This window comes from Paenibacillus sp. FSL H8-0457 (assembly GCF_038051935.1).
GTDB classification, from domain to species: Bacteria; Bacillota; Bacilli; order Paenibacillales; family Paenibacillaceae; genus Paenibacillus_AQ; species Paenibacillus_AQ lautus_A.
In genome coordinates this window covers 3,634,975-3,659,610 of sequence record NZ_CP150293.1, presented here as the reverse complement: position 1 = coordinate 3,659,610, position 24,636 = coordinate 3,634,975, and the positions used below count along the sequence as shown (strand labels likewise).

Genomic DNA, 24,636 nt, shown 5'->3' with positions numbered 1-24,636 from the left:
TGTATGGAGCAAATTGGATGTTAAAGCATATTCACCGTTTCCAACTAGAAAGCGCCATGCAAGATAAACTTTCAAATAGGGGACCGCCAACATTTTTACGAAAACATACGTTAAGTTTTTAAACATGACGGGATTGTCGTTATTTATTCCTTTAATCTGAAAAAGTGTAAACTTATCGCCACTTACTATTACTGGAGTTAGGGTCTAGCCGTTTACGTTTCGGATGATAATTTCTAATTTTGAACGGATGCGCCCCGTTTAGACTCAGACGCATCCTTGGATGTGCTACGCTGATTTTGTCAAATGTTGTATAGAAGCCGCAGATCGCGCTAAAATGGCTTTAAATGTAACGGTAAAAAAACGGGGGCTTCGCCGTGACGATGAAAAGGATTGACTTGTCCAGGAATGCGATAGACTTATACGAGCAGAAACATAGGGGCGGGCATCTCGTGTCCGAGCACTATCATCAGACGCACCAGCTGCTATTTGTGCTGGAAGGGGAAGGCACTATCCGGTTAGGGGGTGAAGTACGGAAGCTTACGGTCGACGATACGGCGCTGATCGTTCCGTATTCCGTCCACTCCGTCATGTCCGACTTCAGGCTGACCTTGTTAGTGTTGGCGTTTGACGAGGCAGTGCTCGATCCGGATATGAGGGCGCAGCTGCTCCACGCCTACTTTCCGGCCTCCTGCCTGATGAAGCCGGGATTGTTTGCTGCGAGCGAACTGCGTCAGCTGCTGAGGAAAATGCTGTTCGAGCAGTCCAGGGAGCTGTCGCCGCTCGTCCGGCTTTCGCTCAAAGTCCAGCTGTCTCAGTTGCTGCTCCTGCTGGTGCGATCGGCCGGAACGGAGGCCGCCGGAGCGGGCTCCAGCTCCAACAAGCTGCGCGCCGAGAAAATTCGCAGCTATATCGATTCGAAGTATTTTGATCCGCTGACCGCGGGGGACATCGCCTCCAAGCTGGACATCAGCACGCGGCACGTGAACAACATCTTCAAAGAACGGTACAACATGACACCGATGCAATATTTGACCGAGGTACGCATCCGCGTCGCCCAGAAGTTGCTGGTGGAAACGGGTAAGGACATTATATCGATCTGCTTCGAGGTCGGCTACGATTCCGTGTCTACGTTTTACCGGTCGTTCAAAGCTGTCTCCAAGCTGTCACCAAAAACGTACCGGGAGCTGAACGCGCCCGAGCATGCTGAGTAGGCAGGGATCCTTCCGTCAAATGGACAGCGAGTGCACAATGCGATCAAACGAACCAGATAACGATCAAAGGACGACCGGCCGATTGATCGAAACATATTTCCCCCTTCATCCCCCATCGGCTAAACGTCGGCGGGGATTTTGTTTTTCGCTCGAATAATTCGCTTCCAAAATTGAGAATCGTGTTCCCGTAATCGTAAGAAAAGCGGTTTTGCATCGACTACAATACGGTTATACGAAGCGAAGGGAGCGATGAACGATGGCAGTTCGCAACATCGGCATTATTATGAACGGCGTTACCGGACGGATGGGAACCAATCAGCATTTGGTCCGTTCAATTCTTGCGATTCGCAAGCAAGGGGGCGTCGCGCTACCGGACGGCGACGTCATCATGCCCGACCCGATTCTGGTCGGACGACAGGAGAGCAAGCTGCAGGCGCTGGCCGCCGCCCACGGCGTCGAACGTTGGAGTACCGATCTTGAAGCATGCCTCGCCGATCCGTACTATGAAATCTATTTCGACAGCCAGACGACGGTGCGCCGCGCCGAAAGCATCAAGCAGGCGATCGCCGCGGGAAAGCATATTTATTGCGAGAAGCCGACGGCCGTCGATTTTGAAGGGGCTCTTGAACTGGCTCGCATCGCCGCTGAGGCCGGGGTGAGAAACGGCGTCGTGCAAGACAAGCTGTTTTTACCAGGATTGCTCAAGCTGAAACGCTTAAACGACTCTGGCTTCTTCGGGCGTATCCTGTCCGTGCGGATGGAGTTCGGCTATTGGGTGTTCGAGGGCGACTGGCAGCAGGGTCAGCGGCCATCGTGGAACTACCGCAAGGAAGACGGCGGCGGCATTATCGTCGACATGTTTGCACACTGGCGCTATGTTCTCGAGAATTTGTTCGGGGAAGTGAAGGCTGTTTCCTGTCTTGCCGCTACGCATATTCCGAAACGTCTGGATGAGCAGGGCGTTCCGTACGAATGCACGGCGGACGATGCGGCGTACGCCATGTTTGAGCTGGAAGGCGGCATTATCGTGCAGGCCAACTCGTCCTGGGCGGTGCGCGTAGACCGCGACGATCTGCTCACGGTTACGGTCGACGGCACCGAAGGCAGCGCCGTGGCGGGTTTGCGGGACTGCAAGACGCAGCATCGGGTCAATACGCCGAAGCCGGTATGGAATCCGGACATTCCGAACCCGTTCCAGTTCCGTGACCAATGGGTGGAGGTGCCGGACAACGCGTCGTACGACAACGCGTTCAAGGTGCAATGGGAACTCTTCTTGAAGCATGTCGTCATCGGCACGCCGTTTCCGTGGGATTTGCTCGAAGGCGCGAAGGGCACCCAGCTTGCCGATCTCAGCTTGCAGTCGTGGCAGGAACGCCGCTGGATCGACGTGCCGAAGCTGAGCCTGTAAAAATAAATACTAAAAAAATCGGCTTTTCAGCACCGAGAATGTTGGATGAAGCTAGGGACTGAGCAACGCAGCGTAGGTGAGCCTACGTGAGTAGCGGAAGGCCCGGCTGAATTCAAGATTCGACGTCGAGTAAGCTTCATAGCTATACTTCGTGATCAAAAGCCGATTTTTTAATTACCTCTTAAGGAGGGGAGTACAGATGACCCAATCGCTGCTCCTCCCCCGCGCAGGGGGAGCGTTGTATGAATATACTCCGGGCAAAGCAGGCTCGTACTCCGTGCCGGCCAAGCCGTTTACGGGCCGCATCGCCTTCTCGGCCGCCCATGTCGTCTGCGATCCGTTTGCGGACGCAGATCCGCTGTTTCATTCGCAGATTGATTGGAACTCGACGCTCGCCTACCGGCACCATTTGTGGTCGCTCGGTCTGGCCGTGGCGGAAGCGATGGATACCGCGCAGCGCGGCATGGGCCTCGACTGGAACCGCTCGAAGGAGCTTATCCGCGCTTCGATCGCGGAAGCGCGCTCGGTCGGTGGCAAAATCGCCTGCGGTGCGGGAACCGACCATCTGTTTCCGGGCCCGTCGGTCACGATCGCCGACGTGGAAGCTGCCTATGAAGAGCAAGTCGGCTTCATCGAAGGCGAGGGCGGTCAAGTCATTCTGATGGCGAGCCGCGCGCTTGCCGCCTGCGCGAAAGGGCCCGAGGATTACCAGCGGGTGTATGGGCGCATTTTGGGACAGGTGAAACAGCCGGTCATTCTGCATTGGCTTGGCGACATGTTCGACCCCGCTCTGGCCGGCTATTGGGGATGCAAGGACGATCTGGACGAGGCGATGGACGTTTGTTTGCGCGTCATTCGGGCAAACGCGGACAAGGTCGACGGGATTAAAATCTCGCTGCTCGATGCCGGCAAAGAAATCAAGATGCGCCGGCTGCTGCCGGAAGGCGTCAAAATGTACACCGGCGACGATTTCAACTACCCGGAACTGATCAAGGGTGATGGGCAGGGCTACAGCCATGCGCTGCTCGGCATATTCGACGCGATCGCGCCAGCCGCCGCCCAGGCGCTTCATGCGCTAGACGCAGGCGATCTGGTCAGTTATGAGGCAATTATGGAGCCTACCGTTGCCTTGTCGCGTCATATTTTCCAGAAGCCGACGTACGCCTACAAGACGGGAATTGTGTTCATGGCCTACTTGAACGGCCGCCAACCGCATTTCCGCATGATCGGGGGCGCGGAGGGATCGCGCTCGATCGTCCATTTGGCCGAGCTGTTCGTGCTTGCCGACAGGGCCGGGCTATTGGCCGATCCGGAGCTTGCCGCCGAACGGATGAAGCCTGTCTTGGTGCTGGCGGGTATTTGGCCGTAATCATTTATAGAGATGTTTGAAATCCGGGAGGGATCAGTATGGAACCGCTTCGTTCTATAGACAGACTCAGCTTGAACCAGATTACGACCGATCGGCTGAATATGCGTGAGGCCGTGGAAGCATGCGTTCGCGCCGAAGTGCCTTGGATCGCGCTGTGGCGGCATAAAGTGGCCGAGACCGGCCTGGCCGAGAGCAAGCGGCTTGTGCGGGACGCGGGCCTGCGCGTCTCCAGCCTGTGCCGTGGGGGTTATTTTCCGGCGGCCACCGCGCCTGCGCGCAAAGAGCGGATGGACGACAATCGCCGCGCTGTCGAGGAAGCGGCCGAGCTCGGCACCGATGTGCTCGTGCTCGTTTGCGGACCGGCGCCAGACCGAGATATCGATTTCGCCCGCAAGACGGTCGAAGAAGCGATCGCGGAACTTGTGCCGTTCGCCCGCTCGCACGGAGTCAAGCTCGGCATCGAGCCTTTGCACCCGATGTACGCCGCTGAACGTTCCGTCATCAATACGCTGGCGCAAGCCAACACGCTCGCGGAGCAGCACGACCCGCAAGACGTCGGTGTCGTCGTCGATGCGTTCCACGTCTGGTGGGACCCCGAGCTGTACGCGCAAATTGAGCGGGCCAGGGGGCGTATCCTCGGCTTTCACGTCTCCGATTGGATCGTGCCGGTACCCGACCTGCTGATGGGCAGAGGGATGATGGGGGACGGCGTTATCGAGTTGCGCCGGATGCGTCATGCCGTTGAAGCGGCCGGTTACGTGGGGGCGATCGAGGTGGAAATCTTCAACCGGCAGGTATGGGATATGCCGGGAGACGAGGCGCTCACGCTCATCAAGGAACGTTATTTGCAGCATGTATGAATTATAAATTTGCAGCTTTGGCGGGCTGGGAGAATCGTTCCCGGCTCGTCAAGGCATAGCTTTGGAGGGAAGGAATGTGAAGATTTGTCGCACCGCGCTGATCGGGATCGGGGGATTCGGCGCTGAACATGTGAATATCATGCAGAAGCTGGTCGAAGAAGGTAGCCTGCAGGTTGTTGCTTTTGCGGAGCCGAATGTCGACGCTCATCAGGAGTCTTACGGCAAGCTGACCGCGCTTGGGGCCGTCCATTATATGGATTACGTGCAGATGCTCACGCTGCATCCGGATATCGATTTCGTCGTAATCGTCACGCCGATCTCCTCCCACAAGCCGATGTGCATCCAGGTGATGCGGATGGGCTTTCACGTGCTGGTGGAGAAGCCCCCGGCGGTAACGATCCAGGACTTGGACGAGATGATCGCGGTGCAGCTGGAGACCGGGCGCTTGTGCCAGGTGAACTTCCAGAATACGTCGGGCCAGGCGTTCCGAGCGCTGCTGGAAAGGATCGGCTCCGGTGTGCTTGGGCAGGTGGAGCATGTGGTCGGCATTGGCATGTGGAAACGGCTTCGCTCTTACTACGATCGAACCCGCTGGGCTGGCAAACTAGTCAGCGACGGCCAGTATGTGCTGGACGGGACGTTCAACAATCCGTTCGCCCACTTGCTGCACCATAGCTTGCTGGCGGCCGGAGGAGGCGCCGCAGACTTGTACCCGGAATCGGTGCAGGCCGAGCTTTACCACGTCAATGACATCGAGGGGGACGATGTCTCCTGTTTTCGCGCCGTTATGGCTAACGGTGTGAGCGTTCATTTTTACGCCATGCTTTGTCACGAAGTCAGCGAAGTGCCTTCGATTGCCGTGTACGGAACGCGAGGGGAAGCGCATTGGAATTACCAGAACAAGCTGACCATTCGCGCACAGGACGCCGAAGAGGATTTGGCGTTTGGTCCAACCGATTTGATGTGCAGCATGTATCTGAATCTGATGGAAGCGATTGAAAACCCTGGGAAACCACTCTTCTCGCCGCTCAAGGCAAGCCGAAGCTTCGTGCTGGTATCCAACGGCGCCTATGAGTCGGCTCGCGCCGTTCGTGCCATTCCCGGCCGGTTCGTGACCGAGCGGGAGGATGGAGATTCCACGGTGCGCTTGCTGCCCAGCTTGTCCGAGAAGATGAGAGACGCGGCATCGAAGCGGCAACTGTACAGTGAATATCCGCTTCCTTGGGCGACGCCGACCCGGCTGTTCCGGATGGAGGGCTACAGCCGATTCGAGCTGCCTGCCACTATGAGCACAAATAACGGTAGACCGACCAATTAGAGGCGTTCCTTCAGGGCTCTACTTTTTACAATGTCGAGGTTTAATCTAAAGTTAAACCGTAAATCAATAGTTTCCCGAGGCAACTCCACTTTTCACTGTTTTTTGGATTCCAAAACAGTTAAAGATGGGGTTTCTTGTTGCGAGGGGAAGCCGACCATGTTACATGTATTAAAAATTCATTTTATGTATTTTTGGAGGCATGATACCTTTTTAAATGAATCAGGACCAAATGGTCTCTGGTTCTTTATTTTGTTTACCTGACTAATTCCGCACTCTACAGTTTACATACAACTACCTTTTTAAGTTATTACCAAATTGATTTAAGGGAGTACATTTTTTTATTTAATCCTGAAGGTAAAATGATAAACATGAGAGCTCCTTATTACAGTCGGAGGGATGGGAAAAATGAAAGCGGTTTTAGACAGCTCCCGAAAGTACGGCGCAACAAAAAGGAAAAATAACTTTCTGTACTACATCAAAAGAGACGGTCTGTTATATTTTCTTTTGCTGCTGCCTATGGCGTATATCCTGATTTTCAAGTATGCACCCATCTATGGCCTTGTGATGGCATTCCAAGATTACAACATTTTTGAAGGAATTAGAGGGAGCGAATGGGTAGGACTGGATGTGTTCCGGTTTATTTTTGAGCAGGACAGCTTCTACCGTGCATTGAAGAATACGCTGGTCCTGAATGTTCTGGACTTGATCGCGGGTTTTCCAGCGCCCATTCTTCTGGCGATTATGCTCAATGAAGTAAGACAAGCAAAATTCAAGAAAATGACCCAGACCGTGTTGTATCTGCCCCACTTTTTGTCCTGGGTTATTATTGGCGGTATGGTCTATCTGATGTTTTCTAACGGCGGCATGATCAACAATTTCCTGTCGAGCTTTGGTTTGGAGAAGATTGAGTTTCTGTCGCGGAAAACACCTTGGCTGATTACTTATATTGCCGTTGGCGTATGGCAAAATATCGGATGGGGCACCATCATTTATTTGGCGGCCATTACCGGAATCAATAGGGAGTTGTATGAGGCCTCCGATATTGATGGCTGCAGCAGGCTTCGCAAAATGTGGCATATTACACTGCCTGGCATTAAATCAACCATCAATATTTTGTTGATTCTCCAAATAGGCAGAATGGTTTCTATCGGATTTGACCGTCCCTTTGTGATGGGGAATTCACTGGTTAGCGATTACTCTGATGTTATCAGTACTTTCGTGTATAGAGTTGGTATTAGTTCGGGTGATTTCTCCCAGGCAACGGCGGTAGGATTGTTCCAATCCGTGGTCGGCCTGATCCTGCTGTTATCTGCAAACTTTGTTGCGAAAAAATTAGGCGAGGATGGGATATGGTGAGGGTGGCGAGCAATAGGGGCAAGAAGAAAAAAATGACTGTAGCGGATATTGCCATCATTGTATTTATCGTGGCATTGTCCTTCACATGTATCGTACCGTTTCTGTACATGATTGCGCTTTCTTTCAGTTCCAACGAAGCGATTATTTCTCAAAAGGTAGGACTGTGGCCAGTAGACTTCACAGCAGAAACGTACAAAACCATATTGAGCGATATGGATATGCTATATACGCTTGGATATAGTATTGTGCTTACGATATTTTACACTTTGGTATGCATGTTCCTGACCATATGTGCAGCGTATCCGTTAACGAAGAAGCGGCTGAAGGGAAGAAACTTTATTTTGACGGCGTTGGTCTTCACCATGTATTTCAGCGGCGGCTTAATTCCCTCCTATATTCTGGTTAAAAACCTGGGCATGATGAATTCGATTTGGAGCTTGGTTTTGCCGGGTGCCATGAGCGTGTTTAATATGATCATCCTGAAAACCTTCTTCAGCAATCTTCCGGAGAGCCTGGAGGAATCGGCAGCCATTGACGGGTGTTCGGATCTGGGCATTCTCATCAAGATTGTGCTCCCCCTTTCGTTGCCATCGATCGCCACGTTAAGCCTTTTCTATGCGGTGGACAGATGGAATGGATTCCAGGATGCGCTGTTCTACATTACGAAAAAAGAGCTGTACCCTATGCAGATGAAGCTATATCAGATCATTTCGGCCAATCAGCAGTTGGATAGCCAACAGGGAGGAGAAGGAAGTGTCGGCTCCTATATTGTCCCTGAGTCATTGAAAGCGGCCAGTGTCATGTTTACAACGATTCCGATTTTGCTGATCTATCCTAAACTGCAGAAATATTTCGTGGATGGTGTGATGACTGGGGCTATCAAGGGTTGATGGGGAAACAGATTATGATGAAGGGGGGATCCCGGCCTCGCGGATGATTTAAGAGAATCAATCACAAGAACGAAAGGGTGGTTAAAGTGTATAAGGGCATAAAGAAGAAAGCAGCAATTCTATTTAGCACAGTGCTTCTAGCCGTAGGAGTGGCAGGCTGTGGTGGCGCAGGCAATAACAATGGGGAGACGGTATCAAAAGGGTCCAACGCATCGGAAACGGGCTCCGGTTCCCCAGTAACCTTGACAGTGGAAGTGTTTGACAGAGGTATTCAGGGACAACCGGACTTGAACAACAACACGTGGACCAAATATGTCAATGAAAAATTCGGGAAGCCTAATAACGCCATTGTAAAATTTGTTCCTGTCCCCCGTTCCCAAGAAGTCGACAAGCTGAATGTGTTGATGGCTGCCAACGAGGCTCCTGATATTTCCTTCACTTATGACGGGAATACCGTAACCCGTTTCGCAAAAAGCGGTGGCCTCTATACACTGGATGAATTGTTGGAGAAGCATGGCCAGCAATTAAAGTCTTATCTGGGCGAGCAAGTTCTTTCCTACGGGAAATATGAGGGCAAACAAATCTCGATCCCAGGCAAGCGGACTCTGATCGCTTGGAACGGCATGTTTATCCGCAAGGATTGGCTGGATAAGCTGGGAATGCCTGTTCCAACGAATCGGGATGAATTATATAATACCCTCGTTGCTTTCCGTGACAAGAACCCGGGTAATGTGGATGGTGTCATTCCGTGGGCAACTGCGGCATCCGGCATGAACTACACCTTTGGCAACCTGATTCCTTCGTTCTGGGGTCCGATGTCGGAGGAGGAATTCGTTACCACCACCAATTGGCTGAAGCCCGGTACCAAGGATGCTTATAAATGGCTGAACAAACTGTACAATGAAAGGCTGATCAGCCCCGACTTTGCGCTGGATAAAACAACCAAACAAGCGGATGCCGATGTGACCAATGGCAAGGTAGGCTTCTACGCTGCCAACTGGGATTATCCACTTTCACAAAAAATTCGTGAACCACTGAAGCAAAATGCACCTGATGCCAACTATGTTGCTGTAGATACCTTCAAAAACGATGAGGGGAAATACCTGAAAGAGATGTACAATGAAAACGGGATTTTCTCCTTCATCCCGAAAAGCAGCAAGAATGCGGAACTGGCCATAAAGTATCTGAACTGGATGGCTGATCCGGAGGTGATGTTCTTCCTTCAGTTTGGCGAAGAAGGCGTCAACCATAACCTTGTAAACGGCATCCCGCAAGGGATTGCGCAAACCGGCGAAAATATGCAAACGAGCAATCTGAATATGGATTATACTCTAATTGTAAACGGTGCAGAGCTGGGCGATACCGAAAAGAATGTCCGAACGTACGCAGCAGCCTTAGCAGCCGGAGATCAGAGCTATGAAAAACTGGCTGTAGATTCATACAAGATCAATACGACGGATGGTTATACAGGCTTCTATTACGGCGTCTCGAACGAAGCTAGTATCAAGTACGGCAAAACGTTGGGTGACATGAACAAGCAGATGAGTGACAGGCTGGTCGTTGCCAAGCCGGCAGAGTTCGACGCCTTGTATGACAAGCTGGTGAAAGAATATATGGATGCCGGCGGTCAGGCTGTTCAGGATGAGAATATAAAGAATTATAGAGATATCAAAGCACAGAGCAAGTAATCCATGGCATAAGGATAAACCAGTCTGTGGTTTATCCTTATTTCGTTGCTGTTCCCGAATAATTTTGCTATTATTCGGGAGAATCCATATGTTCAGGAGGATACCCATGTACAAGGTCATGATTGTAGATGATGAGCCGTGGGCAATTAAAGGAATCCGCAACGCCTTCGATTGGGATAAATATGGATTTGAAATTATCGGACAATTTAAAAGCGCTTACACTGCATGGGATGCCATAAAAGCGAATGAACCCGATTTGGTATTTACGGATATCCGTATGCCTGAAATATCCGGACTGGATCTGATGAAGAGAGCCAAAGTAGAAGGGCTGGACATTGAGTTTGTCATCGTAAGCGGATATGCGGAATTTGAATATGCCCAGGAAGCGCTGCGCTATGGCGCACTGGATTATTTCCTGAAACCCTTGGATATCGATAAGGCTGACCCCTTCATCGCGAAACTGGCCATGCACTTCTCCAGGAGAAGCACAGCACGCAACCAACTCCTTCTGGATGCGCTGACCTCGGTGAATGAGGACGCGATAAAGAGCTTCCTACCGCTTCCCGATGATGCAGCTGTGTACTATTATCAGGTGTTGACCATCTATTTCGAGGGAGAACATAAAAATATTAGGAACCTGCTTTCTTTGGAGGGAAAGCCTGTTCATGTTGTGGAAGTTGAAGCTGGAGCCCGAAAAATGCTAGTTGTCCTGATGACGGAGCATAGGGATTGTCTGGAAGGACATTCGGATAAGCGGGTTCTGAATAAGACGGGCATCCATGTTATGGGCGTCAGCAGCATCTCTAATCAACTAAAGCATATGAGCAAGCTCATTAAAGAAGCAGACCTGTCCGCTTCCCAGGTTTTTCTTGAAGAAGCTGGGGGCGTCGTTCACTACGAGCCGAAGCTTCATCTGGTGAAGTCATGTATCGATGAAATCCACCACATCCTTCAGGGAAATCAATTTGACGATGTGGAAGCGTACATTAAAGGGCTGCAGGCATATTTCAGGGATCATCATCTGGGCATGTCTGAGGTTGTCTACCTGTGGAATCAAGCCGTCGGGATCCTTATCAAAGCATATTCTGAGGAATTGAAGGATATGGAACTGGAATTCCTGAATTATTCCGAGATCAAGGAACGATTTGAACACTTTGAGTCGCTATGCAGCTTTTTACATGAGGTTCTCGACTCCATCAGGATAGGAAACAGCCGCTCTTTGCAGGAAGGGGACATCCAGTCCTGCTTCAACAGGATGATCAATTATATCAACCATCATTTTGAGCAGAAATTGTATTTGAAGGATCTATCTGCCCAGTTCTTCATTAACCAGGTGTATTGCTGTCAATTATTCAGAAAAAATCTGGGCAAAACCTTCTCTGAATATGTGTCGGAGCTGAGAATTAAGAAAGCCCGTGAGCTCCTGAAGCGGACGGATCTGTCCATTGAAGAAGTGGCCATTAAGGCCGGGTATGTCGATTATTATTATTTCAATAAAGTGTTCAAGAAGCATTGCGGGATGACCCCCACCAAATTCAGAAAAAGTTGATATGAACGGAGCGGCGGGCCATGAAGATCAGTAAACTGAAATTGAAGCATCAGATATGGCTTATCTTTTTTTTCTCCATCATCATATTTACTGTCATGGAATTTTATTATTATTATAGTTTCTCTAATTTGACTCAGAAGAGAGCCGCCCATTACAGTAACCAGATGATAGAACAAACACGCCGCAAAATTGATTCTGCATTTAGTGATATCAGAGTCAGCACCAGCATTGCGGTCAATAGCAGACGGGTTCAGGAATTTTCTGTAGTGGATGATGATTACAAAAGGGCGTTTAATAGCGGTCCAAATGCATTGGATCTCATGGAATATATGAGATCCTTTAATTCGTATGTGAACGGAATTGTAATTAATGATATACAGGGAAGACGGCTTTACAGTTTGGCATCAGCAAGCGGAGATATTTTTTTTCTCAATCGCTACGATACCTTTATCCAGAAGTATAAGGAAGATCCCTCGCTGCGGGACAAGGGGATGTTCACTTCGATTCTAAAAGACGACAGAACAGGAACGGAACAGTTCTTTTATATAGCGCCGATTGTGGAGGCCATCGGGGGAATCTATTTCTCCCAAATTACGGGTTACTGTACCGTTTTGGTCAATATGGACAAAATGCAGGGGCTTGTAGAAAATACGGAATTAACGCCCAACTCTACCTTATACATTCTGAATAGCCGGGATGAGGTGATTGCTTCCACCAATTCCAATGCCCGAGGTGCGTTATTCAGAGATGTTCTGTCTATGGATAAGGGCCTCCTGCTTAAAGGGGTCAAAACAACTATCGATGGGGAAGATATTCTTGTCCAGGTTAAGGGTTTGGAGCAGGCGGACGGATGGCGGCTTGTGAGTATGATTCCAGTGCAAGAGCTTACTGCGGACATGAACCCTATACGGAAAGTCAGCATTATCGTGGGGATTGGGATGATTCTAAGCATGCTTATCATGGGCAGTTTCTTTATGAACAATCTGATGCGTCCGGTGATGGGACTTGTTCTGGATATGAAGAGAGTGGGGAGCCGGGACATGGACTTCCGCATTAAAGTCCGGTCTACCAATGAAGTAGGCATGCTGGCCTGCGACATTAACCGGGTAATCAATGAAAGGGAACAGATGGCAAGAGATATGATCAAGACCCAGGCCAGATTATATGAATCTGAGCTGAGTCAGAAACAGGCGGAGTTTGCTGCCCTGCAAAGCCAGATCAACCCCCATTTTCTCTATAATACGCTCAATTGCATCAGCAGCATCGGATTGGAATACGGAAGCAGGGAGATCGCGCAAATTGCATCTTGCATGTCCAAAATATTCCGGTACAGTATAAGAAAAGATGATCTTGTACGGATAAGGGAAGAGCTGGACTGTATTCAGGCTTATATGAACATTATCGCCATCCGGTATGAAAATAAATTTATCATCGAGATCGATGTGGACGAGGGACTCCTGGAGATGCAAACCCCCAAGATGATTCTCCAACCCATTGTGGAGAATGCGGTCTATCATGGGCTTGAGCGGATGGATCAAGGGGGCCGGCTTCAAGTTACCGGGAGCATAGATGCGCATGGGGACGTGTGCTTCCAAATCACGGATACCGGGAAGGGAATGGACCCGGAGCAATTGGCTTCCCTTCAGGCTAAGTTGGGCATGGCATCCCCGGAACCTGCACCAGATGGCCAACCTGCTACAAGCATCGGACTTTCCAATATCCATAACAGGCTTCGGCTATTGTTCGGAGAGGGTTACGGGATCGCCATAGAAAGCCAGATCGGCCATGGGACGACCGTGACCGTGAGGATTCAAAAGCTGTTAAACAACCGCAAACATTCGGAAGAGTAAGGTTATGTCGATACGTCAGACACACTACCTACAATGTAATGTTTTTCTTCAGGACACATCCCTTAATTGGGGTTTGTGTCCTTTTTTTTCTTCGGATTCCCGGCGATAACAATCAGACGTTGAGAGGATTAAGCATAATCCGAAGGTCAAGACACTTTTTCTAAAACGGTTACCAAAACAATTTAAGATAGTACATTTTTTAAATTTTCTCTGAAAGTAGAATGAGGACATGGCTGAAAAAATCAATGACAGGGGGATGGATGAAGTTGAAAGCGGTTTTATGGGATAGGAAAAGATTCAGGTATTTGCTGTTTTGTCTCGCAGTGCTGCTGATGCTGCCGCAATGGAACGGAGCGGCTATGGCGGCAGGGGTACCGCCAGATAGGGCGGATTTGGCATCCCGACAGGAGGGAAAGGATATGTCTGATTTCTACAATGTTATCATGCAGACAGGGGCCGACCCTTGGGTTTACAAGCATACGGACGGCTACTACTACAATGTGTTTGTCAATGCCAGCGGTATCATGATCCGCAGAGCGAAGACGATTACCGGCATTGATGCGGGCGAGAGAAGCTTAGCCTGGACACCGGTTAAAGGTACCATGTACAGTTCCAATGTTTGGGCGCCTGAGATGCACTATCTCAGAGATAACGATGGCCAATTCAAATGGTATATTTACTTCGCAGCCGACAACGGAACCAATGCAAACCATCGCATGTACGTGCTGGAGAACGCCAGTGATAATCCAATGACGGGAACCTGGGAGTTCAAAGGGAAAATTACCGATTCCACCGACCGTTGGGCAATTGACGGCACAGTGCTGACTGTAAATGAGGATCACTATTTTATTTGGTCCGGCTGGGAGGAAAACGACGGAAGCTTTCAAAATTTATATATCGCAAAGCTGAGCGATCCACGGACCATCAGTTCGGAACGGGTTCTGATTTCAACGCCTGAATATGACTGGGAAACTTCCCCGGGGAGGATCAATGAAGGGCCGGAGGTCACTGTAAAGGGCGACACCATCAATCTGATCTATTCGGCCAACGGAAGCTGGACAGACAGTTACTCCCTCGGGTTGATCACGGCCAAGATTAGCGACGATTTAATGAACCCTGGCTCCTGGGTAAAGCGGGATAAGCCGATCTTTTCTAGCGCCAATGGTGTTTACGGCCCCGGCCACCATAGTATCGTCTCATCTCCTGATGGCGCGGAGAACTGGATTATTTACCATGCTGCCCGCTGGCCGGGGTCAGGCTGGACCCGCAAAGTCTATGCACAGAAATTCACTTGGAAAGACGACATGACGCCGAACCTGGGAGAGCCGGTAGATCCGAACATACCGATTGCCATACCTTCCGGCGAGCCGATGCGGAAGCGCTATGAAGCGGAACATGCGTTGCTGGTGAAGGATCCGATTGGAGAAACTTCTCCGGCTGTCCGGCGGGAAAGCACGGCATCAGGCGGGATGAAAGTCGCGAGAATTAAGAACGCTAATGATTATGCCCAGTTTACAGTAAATGTGCAGGAGGCGGGATTCTATAACCTGTCCGTGCGCAATGCCAACGGCTCCCCCAATGCGGCGGATGCCTCCCATATATTGTCGGTCAACGGCAGTTCCGGTGCCAAATTGAACATCGTCTATTCTGGTCCGAATCGTTGGGGAGCCTGCACGGCGAAAGTCTTCCTTAAGGGAGGCGACAACATCATCCGCTTCTCGAAAGGGAGCAATCTGGCCGAAATCGACAGTATGGATCTATTTAAGCTGGATACATCGGAAATTTTATTTGAATTCCCGGGATTCACCCTGGGGTTGAACGAAACCCGCAGTTTGCCCCTGTATACGGTAACGGGCGCTACCTATACCGCTATCGATACAGGAGCTACCTTCAGTTCTTCCGACACGAAGGTAGCCATTATTGATGAAGGGGATCAGATTCAAGCTGTCGGGGCGGGCAGTACGACAATTACCGCAACATATAATGGGAAAACAACAACGGCTGCGGTAACCGTTGTCGCAGAGCCCAGATCGGTGCAGTCACTTGACATGAGCGGATTGGACAGCGTTCTTACCAGCGGACAGCGAAGCCTCCCATTACAGGTAACTGCTCGCTATAACAATTATGAAATGAAGAATGTGACAGCTGATGCTCAATATACCAGCAGCGATCCCGGGGTGGCCCGGATTGATACTGTCTCGGTCACCCCTTCGGTATATGCAGATAAACCGGGTACAGCTCTTATTACAGCCGAATACAACGGCAGCAAAACGGCAATCCATTTGACGGTAATCAAGGCTTCTGACGCGGTTCAGGTGGTTTCCGAATTGAGGACTCCTTCCGGAGTGACTCCTGATTCGCCCAGCGTTGTGGATGTTGTATACAATAGCGAGTCGATGACGGCGGAAGTTGTCAGCTGGAAGCCGGAGGGAATGGACTTCAGCTCTCTTGGTACGGTTCAGGTGCCAGTCATTCTGAAGGTGGATGGCCGAGATATTCCTTCCACTGTATCCGTAGAAATTGTTGCAGGATGGGGCCTTGATGACATTGTGGACCAGCTCCGCAATAGACTGGCGAATTTCTCTTATCCGTTGGGCACGGGGTTAGGCAACTATAGCCAATCCAAGTATGACGCTTTTGTGGCCGAGGTGGATAAAGCGGAGGAGATGGCCTCCAACCCCGATCTGAGCAAAGAGCAGTTTGACGGGCAGCTGGATAATCTCGCTCAAGCGGAAGAGGCTCTGTTAGCTTCACTTAACCTCGTACAGGATGGCGTTGTCTATAACGCTTACCGGGATTTCTCCGGCGATACGGTAGGCAAATACCCTTACGGTATCACCACCGAAGATCTGACCAATGGAGCTACCGCAACGGTAAAGGAAGAGGACGGGAATAACTTTCTTCGACTGACCACGACCGCTACCTCGGGCAAGGCAAACCTATTCCTGCCATATACAGGCGAGGTAAAGGCTGGGGCGGATCAGCGCATCGTCATCGAATACCGCGCCAGATTAAACAGCAGCTTCCCATACGCGAATGGCGCCATGATGAGAAACGACAGCGGTACCGGCAATTATTCGATGGTCACTGCTTTTGATACCGGTAAGTTTATTGTACAGAACGGCGGATCCAAGAAAGCAGTCAAAAACGTGTCCTACAATACATGGTACAAAATCAAAATGGTGGCCAACTGGGATAACAAAACCTACACCGTCTATCTCGACGATGTTCCGGTAGCTACGGATTACAATTTCCGCCATACAGGCGGTGACAAGCTGATCGGACAACGGTTCGGTATCGACGGATACGCCAATGCCTCCATCGATTTTGATGATTTCAAAGCTATGGTCATAGGAGGACCATAGGCAGCGCCAGAGGGTCTTGGGAAAGTCGATGAAACAGCGGCTGGCGCCAATGATGGACGCATCACCGGGGTGAATGATTCCATGGAATGGTCTTCAGATCATGGCGGCACCTGGCTAAATGTAGAAGGTGATACACTTGCCAATCTGCCGACCGGAACGTACTGGGTTCGATACCGCGAAACGGACACACATAAAGCAAGTCCTTATGTGGAGTTCACTATTATGGTTCAAACCTTCGATTCAATTCATCCTATCTTGGTTAGCTCTTCCCATTCGATGGTCCCATGCCTCTTCAGGAAGAAAGGTAAATGTTTTAGTTGTCATGTATACACAAAAATAAATTTAATACAAAGGAGAAGCTTTGGTTTGTAATCTCAATGTCTGTTAGAATTCAGCCAATTACTAACATCTTCAAGTGTTTTTTTCAACGCTGAAAACACCGCTTACCATCTCAAATAGAAAACAAACCCTGAAATATGAGAGAGCCGATAACCGCGTAATAGGGTTATCGGCTCTGTGTCTGTACGACTAGCTCTTTGACATGCGACTATCAGCAACCTCTTGGTTATGTCACTTGTTGCTGGTCTTCTTGATCAAGTCCACGCCATCGTATGCCAAACTTTCCACACTTGCAGCCTTCTGCAGTATGTAATGATCAAAAAAGTTCTTCGTGTAGTCTGTAACAAGATTTCGCATCTCCATAGCATCCCGTTCGCCTCTGAGTTCCTCATTAACACTGGTAAACACGATGTCGCAGTAATCTAAATGCGCAACACGATCAACAGAGAAATAATAGGTTTCCATGCTATTGTTAGCGCCAATTATCGCATTCATGTTATAGTTTGGTTCACAAAACAGTAGCAAGAAGGGTTTCTTAAGGTCGCTGCCCTGAAGGCCGAACGCACCGCTATCCAAGCCAATCCCGCAGGCGAACCGATCGTCGTCCCGGCAAACCATCGCCGTAGTAGGCCCTCCATAAGAATGTCCGACTATGCCCATGCCGATGTCAAGCAACAATCTGCCCTTAAAGATGGAATTCAGCTCTCCAGAGTCCAGTTTGTAAAGATAATCGGCTACATACCTTACATCTTCTGCCTGTAATTCGCTATACTTTGTTAACTTGGCAAGTATCGGCAGTGTAAGCACGTTTTGGCACATCTCAATGGCTGTTTCATCGTCAGGCCGCATCTCCATCTTACCAGCCAACGCCACCATCTCCGGATCTTCAGAAAACGCCATAATGACATCCGAAAAATCCTTTGATACATTAAACAGGCGCCCATCTTTACGCTTATACATCGTGCTATTCTGATGCCCGATGCTTACCACAACATATCCCATGCTTGCCAAGTCAGTACAGATCACGGTACCCCATTCTGGAGAACCGCCCCCGCCGCAAACATAGAATAACACCGGATAGCGCTTTTCCTTCCTGGAGAGAGCAAGATCGTCGTAACACTGGGTCTTGATATCTATAGAGTAAGCATCCTTCAACGCAGCGAGAAGTGGCTGCTCATCAAGCATTTCGTAGAATTCTGGAAACATGTACGTTGATGTAGTCTTACCTTCGCTACTGTCGGACGGATAGTACACAAACGCCGTCAGTTCTCTTTTTGAATGATCTGATGCCGTATACTCAAAATCCATCTGGGTTCGACCGACAGCATAGTTGCCAATTGGTTCCGGAAATGCGTCATAAGTTTTCATTTTCTTGTTCCCCTTAATTAATAAAAGTGGCGAATGTGAAATACATATTACTTCTACTCCTTGGCTTTCTTGAGATCGTTAAGCATTTCAGCATATTTATGATCTTCAAGCAGCCCATGACTCATAAAGTCAGCAAAATACTTGCTAATCTTATGTTGCAGCTTAGAGTCCTTAATATCGAATTCCCTAAAAAACATGACTAAATTAAACTGCATCGACTCAAACATAAAAGAAATCAGGTCGTCGTCAATATCAGGTCGGAGATATCCATCAACCCTCATTCGGCGTAAAATATCCTTGATTAAGGGGAATGACTCGCCCTTTAGCACATTCAGATATATTTTAAGCAAAATGTTCTCAGGAATGTATAAAAGTGTTTCAGTGAGTTTGATTTCCAACTCGTTCAGCGGCTCGGTCACAATGCCATTTACGCTACCAAATAAGCCAGTAAGGAAAAACTGGAGGAGGGAATCTTCATTACTGTTATTAAAATACGCAGCTCTTTTCTGGGTCACATTACGTATTAAGAGACAATATAGGTCATCTTTGTCTTCAAAATACCGATAAAATGTTCCGGGGTGCATGGACAAACGATCCAAAACCATCTTCATAGTTATATCCTCGTAAAGATGATCAACAAAAAGATGCATAGCGCTATTAGATATTTCCGCGCGCCTTGCTTCATCTAAACGAAAGAAAGTACTTTTTGGCATAGATTACTCCTTTATGTGAGTCGTGAATTGATTCACACTATATCGGTAATTCATTCACATGTCAAGCAGTGTTGAAATATTAATATCATAATAAAAGATTTATATGAAGTGAAAAGGACGGGACGAACGGTTACAGAGGGAAGAGTGGGAAAGGAGCGAAAATGTGTTGGAGGAAAGTAATAAAAAAAAGATGAAAAGTGTTACGCCTCCACAATTCATGAAGCCGGTTGAGAAAATCGTGATGATCTGAGGGGGATATATGTGGAATGACATATATCGAAAGACAAGAACACGAGGACACACATCAAAGAGCCTTTAAATGATAGGAATTAAATAAGTAAATTGTGCTGATCGATTGTATTTTTAGAAGTGAGCTAAGAACATGGAATGGCCATCCATAAGAGATTTCCTCGATGTCCCATCGCATCTTACAGGAGAAAACATTGCTATCGCAGTAGTTGATGGGTGTTTTCCACCTCATCCTGATATAACAACAAACAATCAACGTGCAACTGCATCATATTAACCAAACAGAGAAACGTATTTTAACATCTATTAGAAGCCGCTAATTATGCGGCTTTTTATATTTATGTTATCAAGTTCTTGTCAATACACAATGACAAGAACTTGATAACATTCCCGACTGATGACAAGAACATGGTTACATGCCGGAAAGAATTTCATCGACGGTGGTAGACGTCCTTTGATTAAACTAATGGGCAGAATTGTTTAATTTACCATCCTTCGTTAAATTAAATTTGTATTCAGTCAGGCCAGAACTGTGCACTTAGCAATCCATGAGAAACCGGACATACTGTTGGATGATAAAATGTAGACATAAAGGAGGCTGCATATGAAACGTGCAATCTTGATGATGAATGTGCGAGAAAACCAGGGAGGAGAGTCAATCGCATGGCAAAGATTGTTTTCGCATTGAACCAGTCTCTGGACGGATTCGTTGACCACGACCACATGGCATTTCAGCCCGACCCCGTGCTATTCCGTCATTTCATCGACGACGTGCGCGGCCTCGCGGGCATCCTGTACGGGCGTCGTATGTACGAGACCATGCGGTATTGGGACGGAGACCATTTTGAATGGGATGCGCCGGAACGGGAATACGCAGCGGCGTGGCAAAGCAAACCGAAGTGGGTGGTGTCGAGGACGTTAAAGTCCGTCGGTCCAAACGCTTCTCTGATCGAGGGCGACCTCGCAGCGGCCATACGTGGGCTGAAGGCTCAGTATGAAGGGGATATTGAAGTTGCCGGACCGGAGTTGGCCCACAGTCTAACAGAGCTCGGACTCGTTGATGAGTATCGACTCTATCTCCATCCAGTCGTGCTGGGTCACGGCAAGCCGTTCTTCGCCGGTCCGCGGCCGCCGCTGCGCCTCGTGGCAAGCGATCGAATTGGCGAGAAGGTGATCAGGTTGACCTACGTTCCAGCTTAGTGTGCGGTTGACCCAGCGGCCTAAAGGGCACTTTACTTTAATAGGGATTCTCCGTCTGTAGCGGCAGTCAGAGGATCTCTTATTCATTAAAATTTGTTCAGTTATGCGAAATGACATAGTTATTCATGGAATTGACGATTGACCTTCGTTGGAAGCAAAGTTATCCGTAAAAACGGAATCTCAGACAAAGCAGTGAAGGCAAATTGAATTTTCCATTAAAACTAACGGGAAACGAAAGCACGATCAAAATAAGAAAGCAGCTGATCAAGGTGATCAGCTGCTTTTGTTGTAGTAGCAGGAAGAATTTTACATTTTCCATTATTTGGTGTAATATATGAAGTAAAAAGGACGGGACGAACGGTTACAGAGTGAAGAGTGAGAATGTATTCTAAAAGATTTACAAGAAAAAAGATAAATTATTGAGCTGAAAGGTGGAAAACGGTGAAACTAAAAAAAGAAGAAACCGGATGTTCTTTGTATTTATCAGTGTATTGTTTATCCTCATGACTGCAGGATGTTTTGCATCACAAGAGACTCATCAGTTTGAGCAAGTGAAAGAGCAGGAGCAGGAGTATGACCAAGGAAGTGGAATGAAATTTTCCAGCCTTTCTGAACAGAAGATCGAGGATTTTGCTAAGCTCGGTAAGGTATGGGGAATGGTGAAATATTACCATCCTAAGGTTGTATCTGGGGATATAAATTGGGACTATGAGCTATTTCGGGTGATGCCTTCTATTTTAGAAGAAAATTCGGATGTGAATTCAATTCTCTATGATTGGGTTCATACGCTAGGTAATGAGAGCATTCCCGGGGATCTTGAACAGCAATACCAGTTTTCCGAAGATTCCATACAACTCAGTCCAACCACAGATTGGTCCAAGGATGAGGAATATCTTGGAACAGATCTGAGTCTTGAATTATCTAAGATTTTAGATTCTAACATTTCAGAACGGAAAAATGCATACGTTAGCTTTAATGATCAATCACCCTTAGGGATTATGCATAATGAAAACGCTTATACTAGTATGAAATTTGATGACACCGGCTACAGGTTGCTTGGTTTATTCCGCTATTGGAATATTATCGAATACTATTTTCCTTATAAAGATGTCATCGAAGAGGATTGGGATCAAGTGCTGCTAGAGTTTATTCCTAAAATGATAGATGGGTCTGATTATGATTCCTATTTCATGACCTTAGCAGAACTAACAACTAGAATACACGATTCTCATGTTTATTTGGGTGGCAAAAATAGAGAGTCCATTACTGAGTATTTTGGAACGTATCGACTTCCCGTAAACTTTGTCGAAATTAACAATCAGATTGTTATAAGTACAGTCTATAACAAATGTGGACTTGAGGTCGGAGACATTGTATTAAAAGTAGGTGACAAGAGTATTGATGAATTATTAGAAGATAGAAGAAAATACATCTCACAATCACGAGAAGACACGTCAGCTCATTTCTTTAATGCATTATTCCGAACTCATCAAAAGAATATGGACGTTACCGTAATTCGACAGGGAAAAACGATGAATATCAGTGCGACGAGCAGCCTACAAGAGATGAATTACTTTGTTTATACGAAATCGCAAGCAATGGAGAACGGAGAGATCTACTATATTAATGCCGGTCTGTTGGTAGATGGCGAGATTGATAGCATCATGAAAAAATGGTGGGACACTAAAGGTCTGATTGTTGATCTTAGAAACTACCCTTCTAGCTCAGTTGACTATAAGTTGGCCCAATATCTGATCCCTTCTGAGGAAGAGTTTGCTAAAGCGTCACTTCCTAATCGTGCAGTACCAGGTGAATATTATTTTGAACCTCTTACCTCAGTGAAGCCTCAACGGAAAGATGACGAGGTTTATAAAGGGAAAGTTGTGATTTTAATCAATGAGCATACTATGAGTAACGGTGAGTTTACAACGATGTTACTCAGAAAAACAGAAAATTCAATAGTTCTTGGGAGGCCAACTGCTGGAGCGGATGGCAATTTATTTAGAATTACTCTTCCAGGAAATATAAAAACTGCCATAAGTGGAATCGGAATATTTTATCCAGATAAAAAACCAACGCAAAGAATAGGAGTGCAGCCTGATATTCGTCTTGATCCCACCATTGAAGGAATTATGGAAGGTAGGGACGAGTATGTTGAGAAAGCTGTTGAAATAATTAAAAATGGTTATTAAACTATTGCCTCCTACATATACAAGAACTTCATCGGTAGAACTATAAATTTAAAAATTGAATTTTTTTTAAAACCCGTTTGATGGACCCATTGAAAGTCGCTAATTTAGCGGCTTTTTTGTTTTATCGGTACAAGAAAAATAATGGGCCAGAGAAAACAGAAAAATACTAGCCTAAGATGTCGGGGACGAGAACATAGTCCCATTGAAGGTCTCGGTACAAGTTCTTGACCCAAGCCGAGGACAAGAACTTGTACCGATTACCGGAACAAGAACAAAGTCCGATTACCGATTAGATGAGTATCTAAATGAAAAGCGATTAAAACCTCATAAGTAGCATTATGTAGGACAGTTTTCGCATTTCAATTCAAGACTTAGCGATCATTTTATTAATAAGTCGTACAAACTTCGTATGGTCGTCATCCTGCGCTATTGTCACGACTATGCTCTGAAATCGCAGACATAATCAGTACAAAAATATAAAAAGGACCGTAAGTGTTCATCTTATGACCTGGCAGCATCTATATAAAAAATATCTAATGAACGACGATACCGGTTTCCGCCTCTTTTTTGTTAACGTCTTCGGAAATGCTCCGCCGCGTGCCAGAGCGAAGAAGATGAGCAGGGCAATAATCGAGCCAATAATGGATGGAATAATATGGAATCCGCTAATCGTCGGCCCCCTTGGTCCCAGCAATTCTGTTCCTAACCAGGAACCGATAAAACCCGCAATAATGTTCCCAAGTACACCGCTCGGTACGTCCCGCCCAAACAAGTTGCCGCTTAACCAGCCAATAAGCCCACCAACAATGAGTACCCAGAGCAGATCCATGGATTGTTCTCCATTCTTCGGATTTATTACTAGTTATGTTGGGCTCAGTGGAATATACCTCATCTCCCAGTTGGTGGAGGAATCTAAAGTGTCTGTGCTAAGATGAGGGTAAATTATGATTCAAGCTGGGGAACAAGGCTAGAAGGGGTGCACATTGAAGAAAATACTTGTCATTGACGATGAAGTCGCAATCAGAGATTTAATCGAGCTCGTACTGAGAAGAGAAAACTACGTCGTTCAAACGGCTGAAAACGGAAAAATAGCCCTGCAGCTGCTGGATGCTTTTGGGCCGGACCTGGTGGTGCTTGACTTGATGCTGCCTGACTGCTCCGGATATGACCTGTGCAAGGAAATCACCGGGAAACGTGCCGTTCCTGTGATCATGCTCTCTGCCAAAAATGAGGTAATCGACAAGGTGTTGGGACTAGAGCTAGGGGCGGAAGATTACATGACCAAACCCTTTGACAATCGCGAATTGCTCGCTCGGATCAAGGTGATTCTGAGAAGAAACGAGAGCAAGGAGGAATCAAGTGAAGGAACAGAAGTGAAATCTACACGCATCATTCATGAAGAGCTGACATTTGATCTCGAAAGCCGAAGGGTGCTGAAAAACGGTGTACCCGTGTCTTTAACGGCCAAAGAGTTTAAAATTCTGGAATCGTTACTCAAAAGGCCAGACAAAATCTTTACCCGGGATGAGCTGCTGCAGATCGGATGGGGATATGACTTTATGGGAGACAGTCGCAGTGTGGATATGACCATCATGCGATTACGGAAGAAGCTGGAGGATAACGCGGACGAACCGAAGTATGTCAGGACGATCTATGGATTTGGCTATCAACTTGGAGGTGGCGAGGCCTGAAGTATGCAACCCGGTTACTA

General features: G+C 47.9%; 16 protein-coding genes and 1 pseudogene. 14 read left to right on the top strand and 3 right to left on the bottom strand.

Annotation, left to right across the window (positions count from 1 at the left end; genetic code table 11):
• Positions 1-380 precede the first annotated feature (380 nt).
• From MHI43_RS16120 to MHI43_RS16070, 11 genes are all read left to right on the top strand, one after another.
• Positions 381-1,211, top strand: a complete 831-nt coding sequence (locus MHI43_RS16120; RefSeq protein WP_235201633.1) for a response regulator transcription factor — start codon at positions 381-383, stop codon at positions 1,209-1,211.
• Between the two features lie 256 nt (positions 1,212-1,467).
• Positions 1,468-2,619 carry a Gfo/Idh/MocA family oxidoreductase gene (locus MHI43_RS16115; protein ID WP_015735391.1) on the top strand — a complete coding sequence of 384 codons (1,152 nt, stop codon included), beginning with the start codon at positions 1,468-1,470 and terminating at the stop codon, positions 2,617-2,619.
• Between the two features lie 199 nt (positions 2,620-2,818).
• Positions 2,819-3,988 carry a dihydrodipicolinate synthase family protein gene (locus tag MHI43_RS16110; protein WP_015735390.1) on the top strand — a complete coding sequence of 390 codons (1,170 nt, stop codon included), beginning with the start codon at positions 2,819-2,821 and terminating at the stop codon, positions 3,986-3,988.
• Positions 3,989-4,026: 38 nt separating this feature from the next.
• The gene (locus MHI43_RS16105) at positions 4,027-4,848 is read left to right on the top strand and encodes a sugar phosphate isomerase/epimerase family protein (protein ID WP_015735389.1); all 822 of its coding nucleotides are present in this window, start codon (positions 4,027-4,029) and stop codon (positions 4,846-4,848) included.
• A gap of 76 nt (positions 4,849-4,924) precedes the next feature.
• The gene (locus MHI43_RS16100; RefSeq protein WP_036660439.1) at positions 4,925-6,166 is read left to right on the top strand and encodes a Gfo/Idh/MocA family oxidoreductase; all 1,242 of its coding nucleotides are present in this window, start codon (positions 4,925-4,927) and stop codon (positions 6,164-6,166) included.
• 405 nt (positions 6,167-6,571) lie between these two features.
• On the top strand, positions 6,572-7,522 hold the full coding sequence (locus tag MHI43_RS16095) for an ABC transporter permease subunit (protein WP_015735387.1): 951 nt from the start codon (positions 6,572-6,574) through the stop codon (positions 7,520-7,522).
• A 32-nt stretch (positions 7,523-7,554) separates the two neighbouring features.
• Entirely contained in the window at positions 7,555-8,412 is an 858-nt protein-coding gene (locus MHI43_RS16090) for a carbohydrate ABC transporter permease (protein WP_341283128.1), read from the top strand.
• A gap of 149 nt (positions 8,413-8,561) precedes the next feature.
• Positions 8,562-10,100, top strand: a complete 1,539-nt coding sequence (locus MHI43_RS16085) for an extracellular solute-binding protein (RefSeq protein ID WP_341283127.1) — start codon at positions 8,562-8,564, stop codon at positions 10,098-10,100.
• Between the two features lie 106 nt (positions 10,101-10,206).
• Entirely contained in the window at positions 10,207-11,649 is a 1,443-nt protein-coding gene (locus MHI43_RS16080; RefSeq protein ID WP_015735384.1) for a response regulator, read from the top strand.
• A gap of 350 nt (positions 11,650-11,999) precedes the next feature.
• Positions 12,000-13,499, top strand: coding sequence for a histidine kinase (locus tag MHI43_RS16075; RefSeq protein ID WP_341283126.1), 1,500 nt, complete (start codon positions 12,000-12,002; stop codon positions 13,497-13,499).
• Positions 13,500-13,918: 419 nt separating this feature from the next.
• Entirely contained in the window at positions 13,919-16,864 is a 2,946-nt protein-coding gene (locus tag MHI43_RS16070) for a family 43 glycosylhydrolase (protein ID WP_235201631.1), read from the top strand.
• Positions 16,865-17,434: 570 nt separating this feature from the next.
• On the opposite strand, the gene MHI43_RS16065 is transcribed toward MHI43_RS16070, so the two are convergent.
• Both MHI43_RS16065 and MHI43_RS16060 read right to left on the bottom strand, forming a co-directional pair.
• Entirely contained in the window at positions 17,435-18,571 is a 1,137-nt protein-coding gene (locus MHI43_RS16065) for a choline esterase (RefSeq protein ID WP_015735382.1), read from the bottom strand.
• 53 nt (positions 18,572-18,624) lie between these two features.
• On the bottom strand, positions 18,625-19,284 hold the full coding sequence (locus tag MHI43_RS16060) for a TetR/AcrR family transcriptional regulator (protein WP_015735381.1): 660 nt from the start codon (positions 19,282-19,284) through the stop codon (positions 18,625-18,627).
• Between the two features lie 912 nt (positions 19,285-20,196).
• On the opposite strand from MHI43_RS16060, the gene MHI43_RS16055 reads away from it, so the two are divergent.
• Together MHI43_RS16055 and MHI43_RS16050 are read left to right on the top strand one after the other, a co-directional pair.
• The gene (locus tag MHI43_RS16055; RefSeq protein ID WP_015735380.1) at positions 20,197-20,733 is read left to right on the top strand and encodes a dihydrofolate reductase family protein; all 537 of its coding nucleotides are present in this window, start codon (positions 20,197-20,199) and stop codon (positions 20,731-20,733) included.
• 431 nt (positions 20,734-21,164) lie between these two features.
• The gene (locus tag MHI43_RS16050; RefSeq protein WP_235201630.1) at positions 21,165-22,925 is read left to right on the top strand and encodes a S41 family peptidase; all 1,761 of its coding nucleotides are present in this window, start codon (positions 21,165-21,167) and stop codon (positions 22,923-22,925) included.
• Positions 22,926-23,538: 613 nt separating this feature from the next.
• Here MHI43_RS16050 and MHI43_RS16045 read toward each other — a convergent pair.
• Positions 23,539-23,754 (bottom strand): annotated as a pseudogene (locus MHI43_RS16045) (GlsB/YeaQ/YmgE family stress response membrane protein); the annotation flags it as partial.
• A gap of 154 nt (positions 23,755-23,908) precedes the next feature.
• Here MHI43_RS16045 and MHI43_RS16040 point away from each other — a divergent pair.
• Positions 23,909-24,616: a response regulator transcription factor gene (locus MHI43_RS16040; RefSeq protein WP_015735377.1), complete on the top strand. Its 708-nt coding sequence runs from the start codon at positions 23,909-23,911 to the stop codon at positions 24,614-24,616.
• The last annotated feature ends 20 nt before the right edge of the window (positions 24,617-24,636 follow it).

Coding starts and splice junctions, on each gene's coding strand:
- MHI43_RS16070 (WP_235201631.1), top strand. CDS start 13,919: ATGTCTGATTTCTACAATGTTATCATGCAGACAGGGGCCGACCCTTGG.
- MHI43_RS16120 (WP_235201633.1), top strand. CDS start 381: ATGAAAAGGATTGACTTGTCCAGGAATGCGATAGACTTATACGAGCAG.
- MHI43_RS16060 (WP_015735381.1), bottom strand. CDS start 19,284: ATGCCAAAAAGTACTTTCTTTCGTTTAGATGAAGCAAGGCGCGCGGAA.
- MHI43_RS16090 (WP_341283128.1), top strand. CDS start 7,555: ATGACTGTAGCGGATATTGCCATCATTGTATTTATCGTGGCATTGTCC.
- MHI43_RS16095 (WP_015735387.1), top strand. CDS start 6,572: ATGAAAGCGGTTTTAGACAGCTCCCGAAAGTACGGCGCAACAAAAAGG.
- MHI43_RS16080 (WP_015735384.1), top strand. CDS start 10,207: ATGTACAAGGTCATGATTGTAGATGATGAGCCGTGGGCAATTAAAGGA.
- MHI43_RS16105 (WP_015735389.1), top strand. CDS start 4,027: ATGGAACCGCTTCGTTCTATAGACAGACTCAGCTTGAACCAGATTACG.
- MHI43_RS16115 (WP_015735391.1), top strand. CDS start 1,468: ATGGCAGTTCGCAACATCGGCATTATTATGAACGGCGTTACCGGACGG.
- MHI43_RS16110 (WP_015735390.1), top strand. CDS start 2,819: ATGACCCAATCGCTGCTCCTCCCCCGCGCAGGGGGAGCGTTGTATGAA.
- MHI43_RS16065 (WP_015735382.1), bottom strand. CDS start 18,571: ATGAAAACTTATGACGCATTTCCGGAACCAATTGGCAACTATGCTGTC.
- MHI43_RS16055 (WP_015735380.1), top strand. CDS start 20,197: ATGGCAAAGATTGTTTTCGCATTGAACCAGTCTCTGGACGGATTCGTT.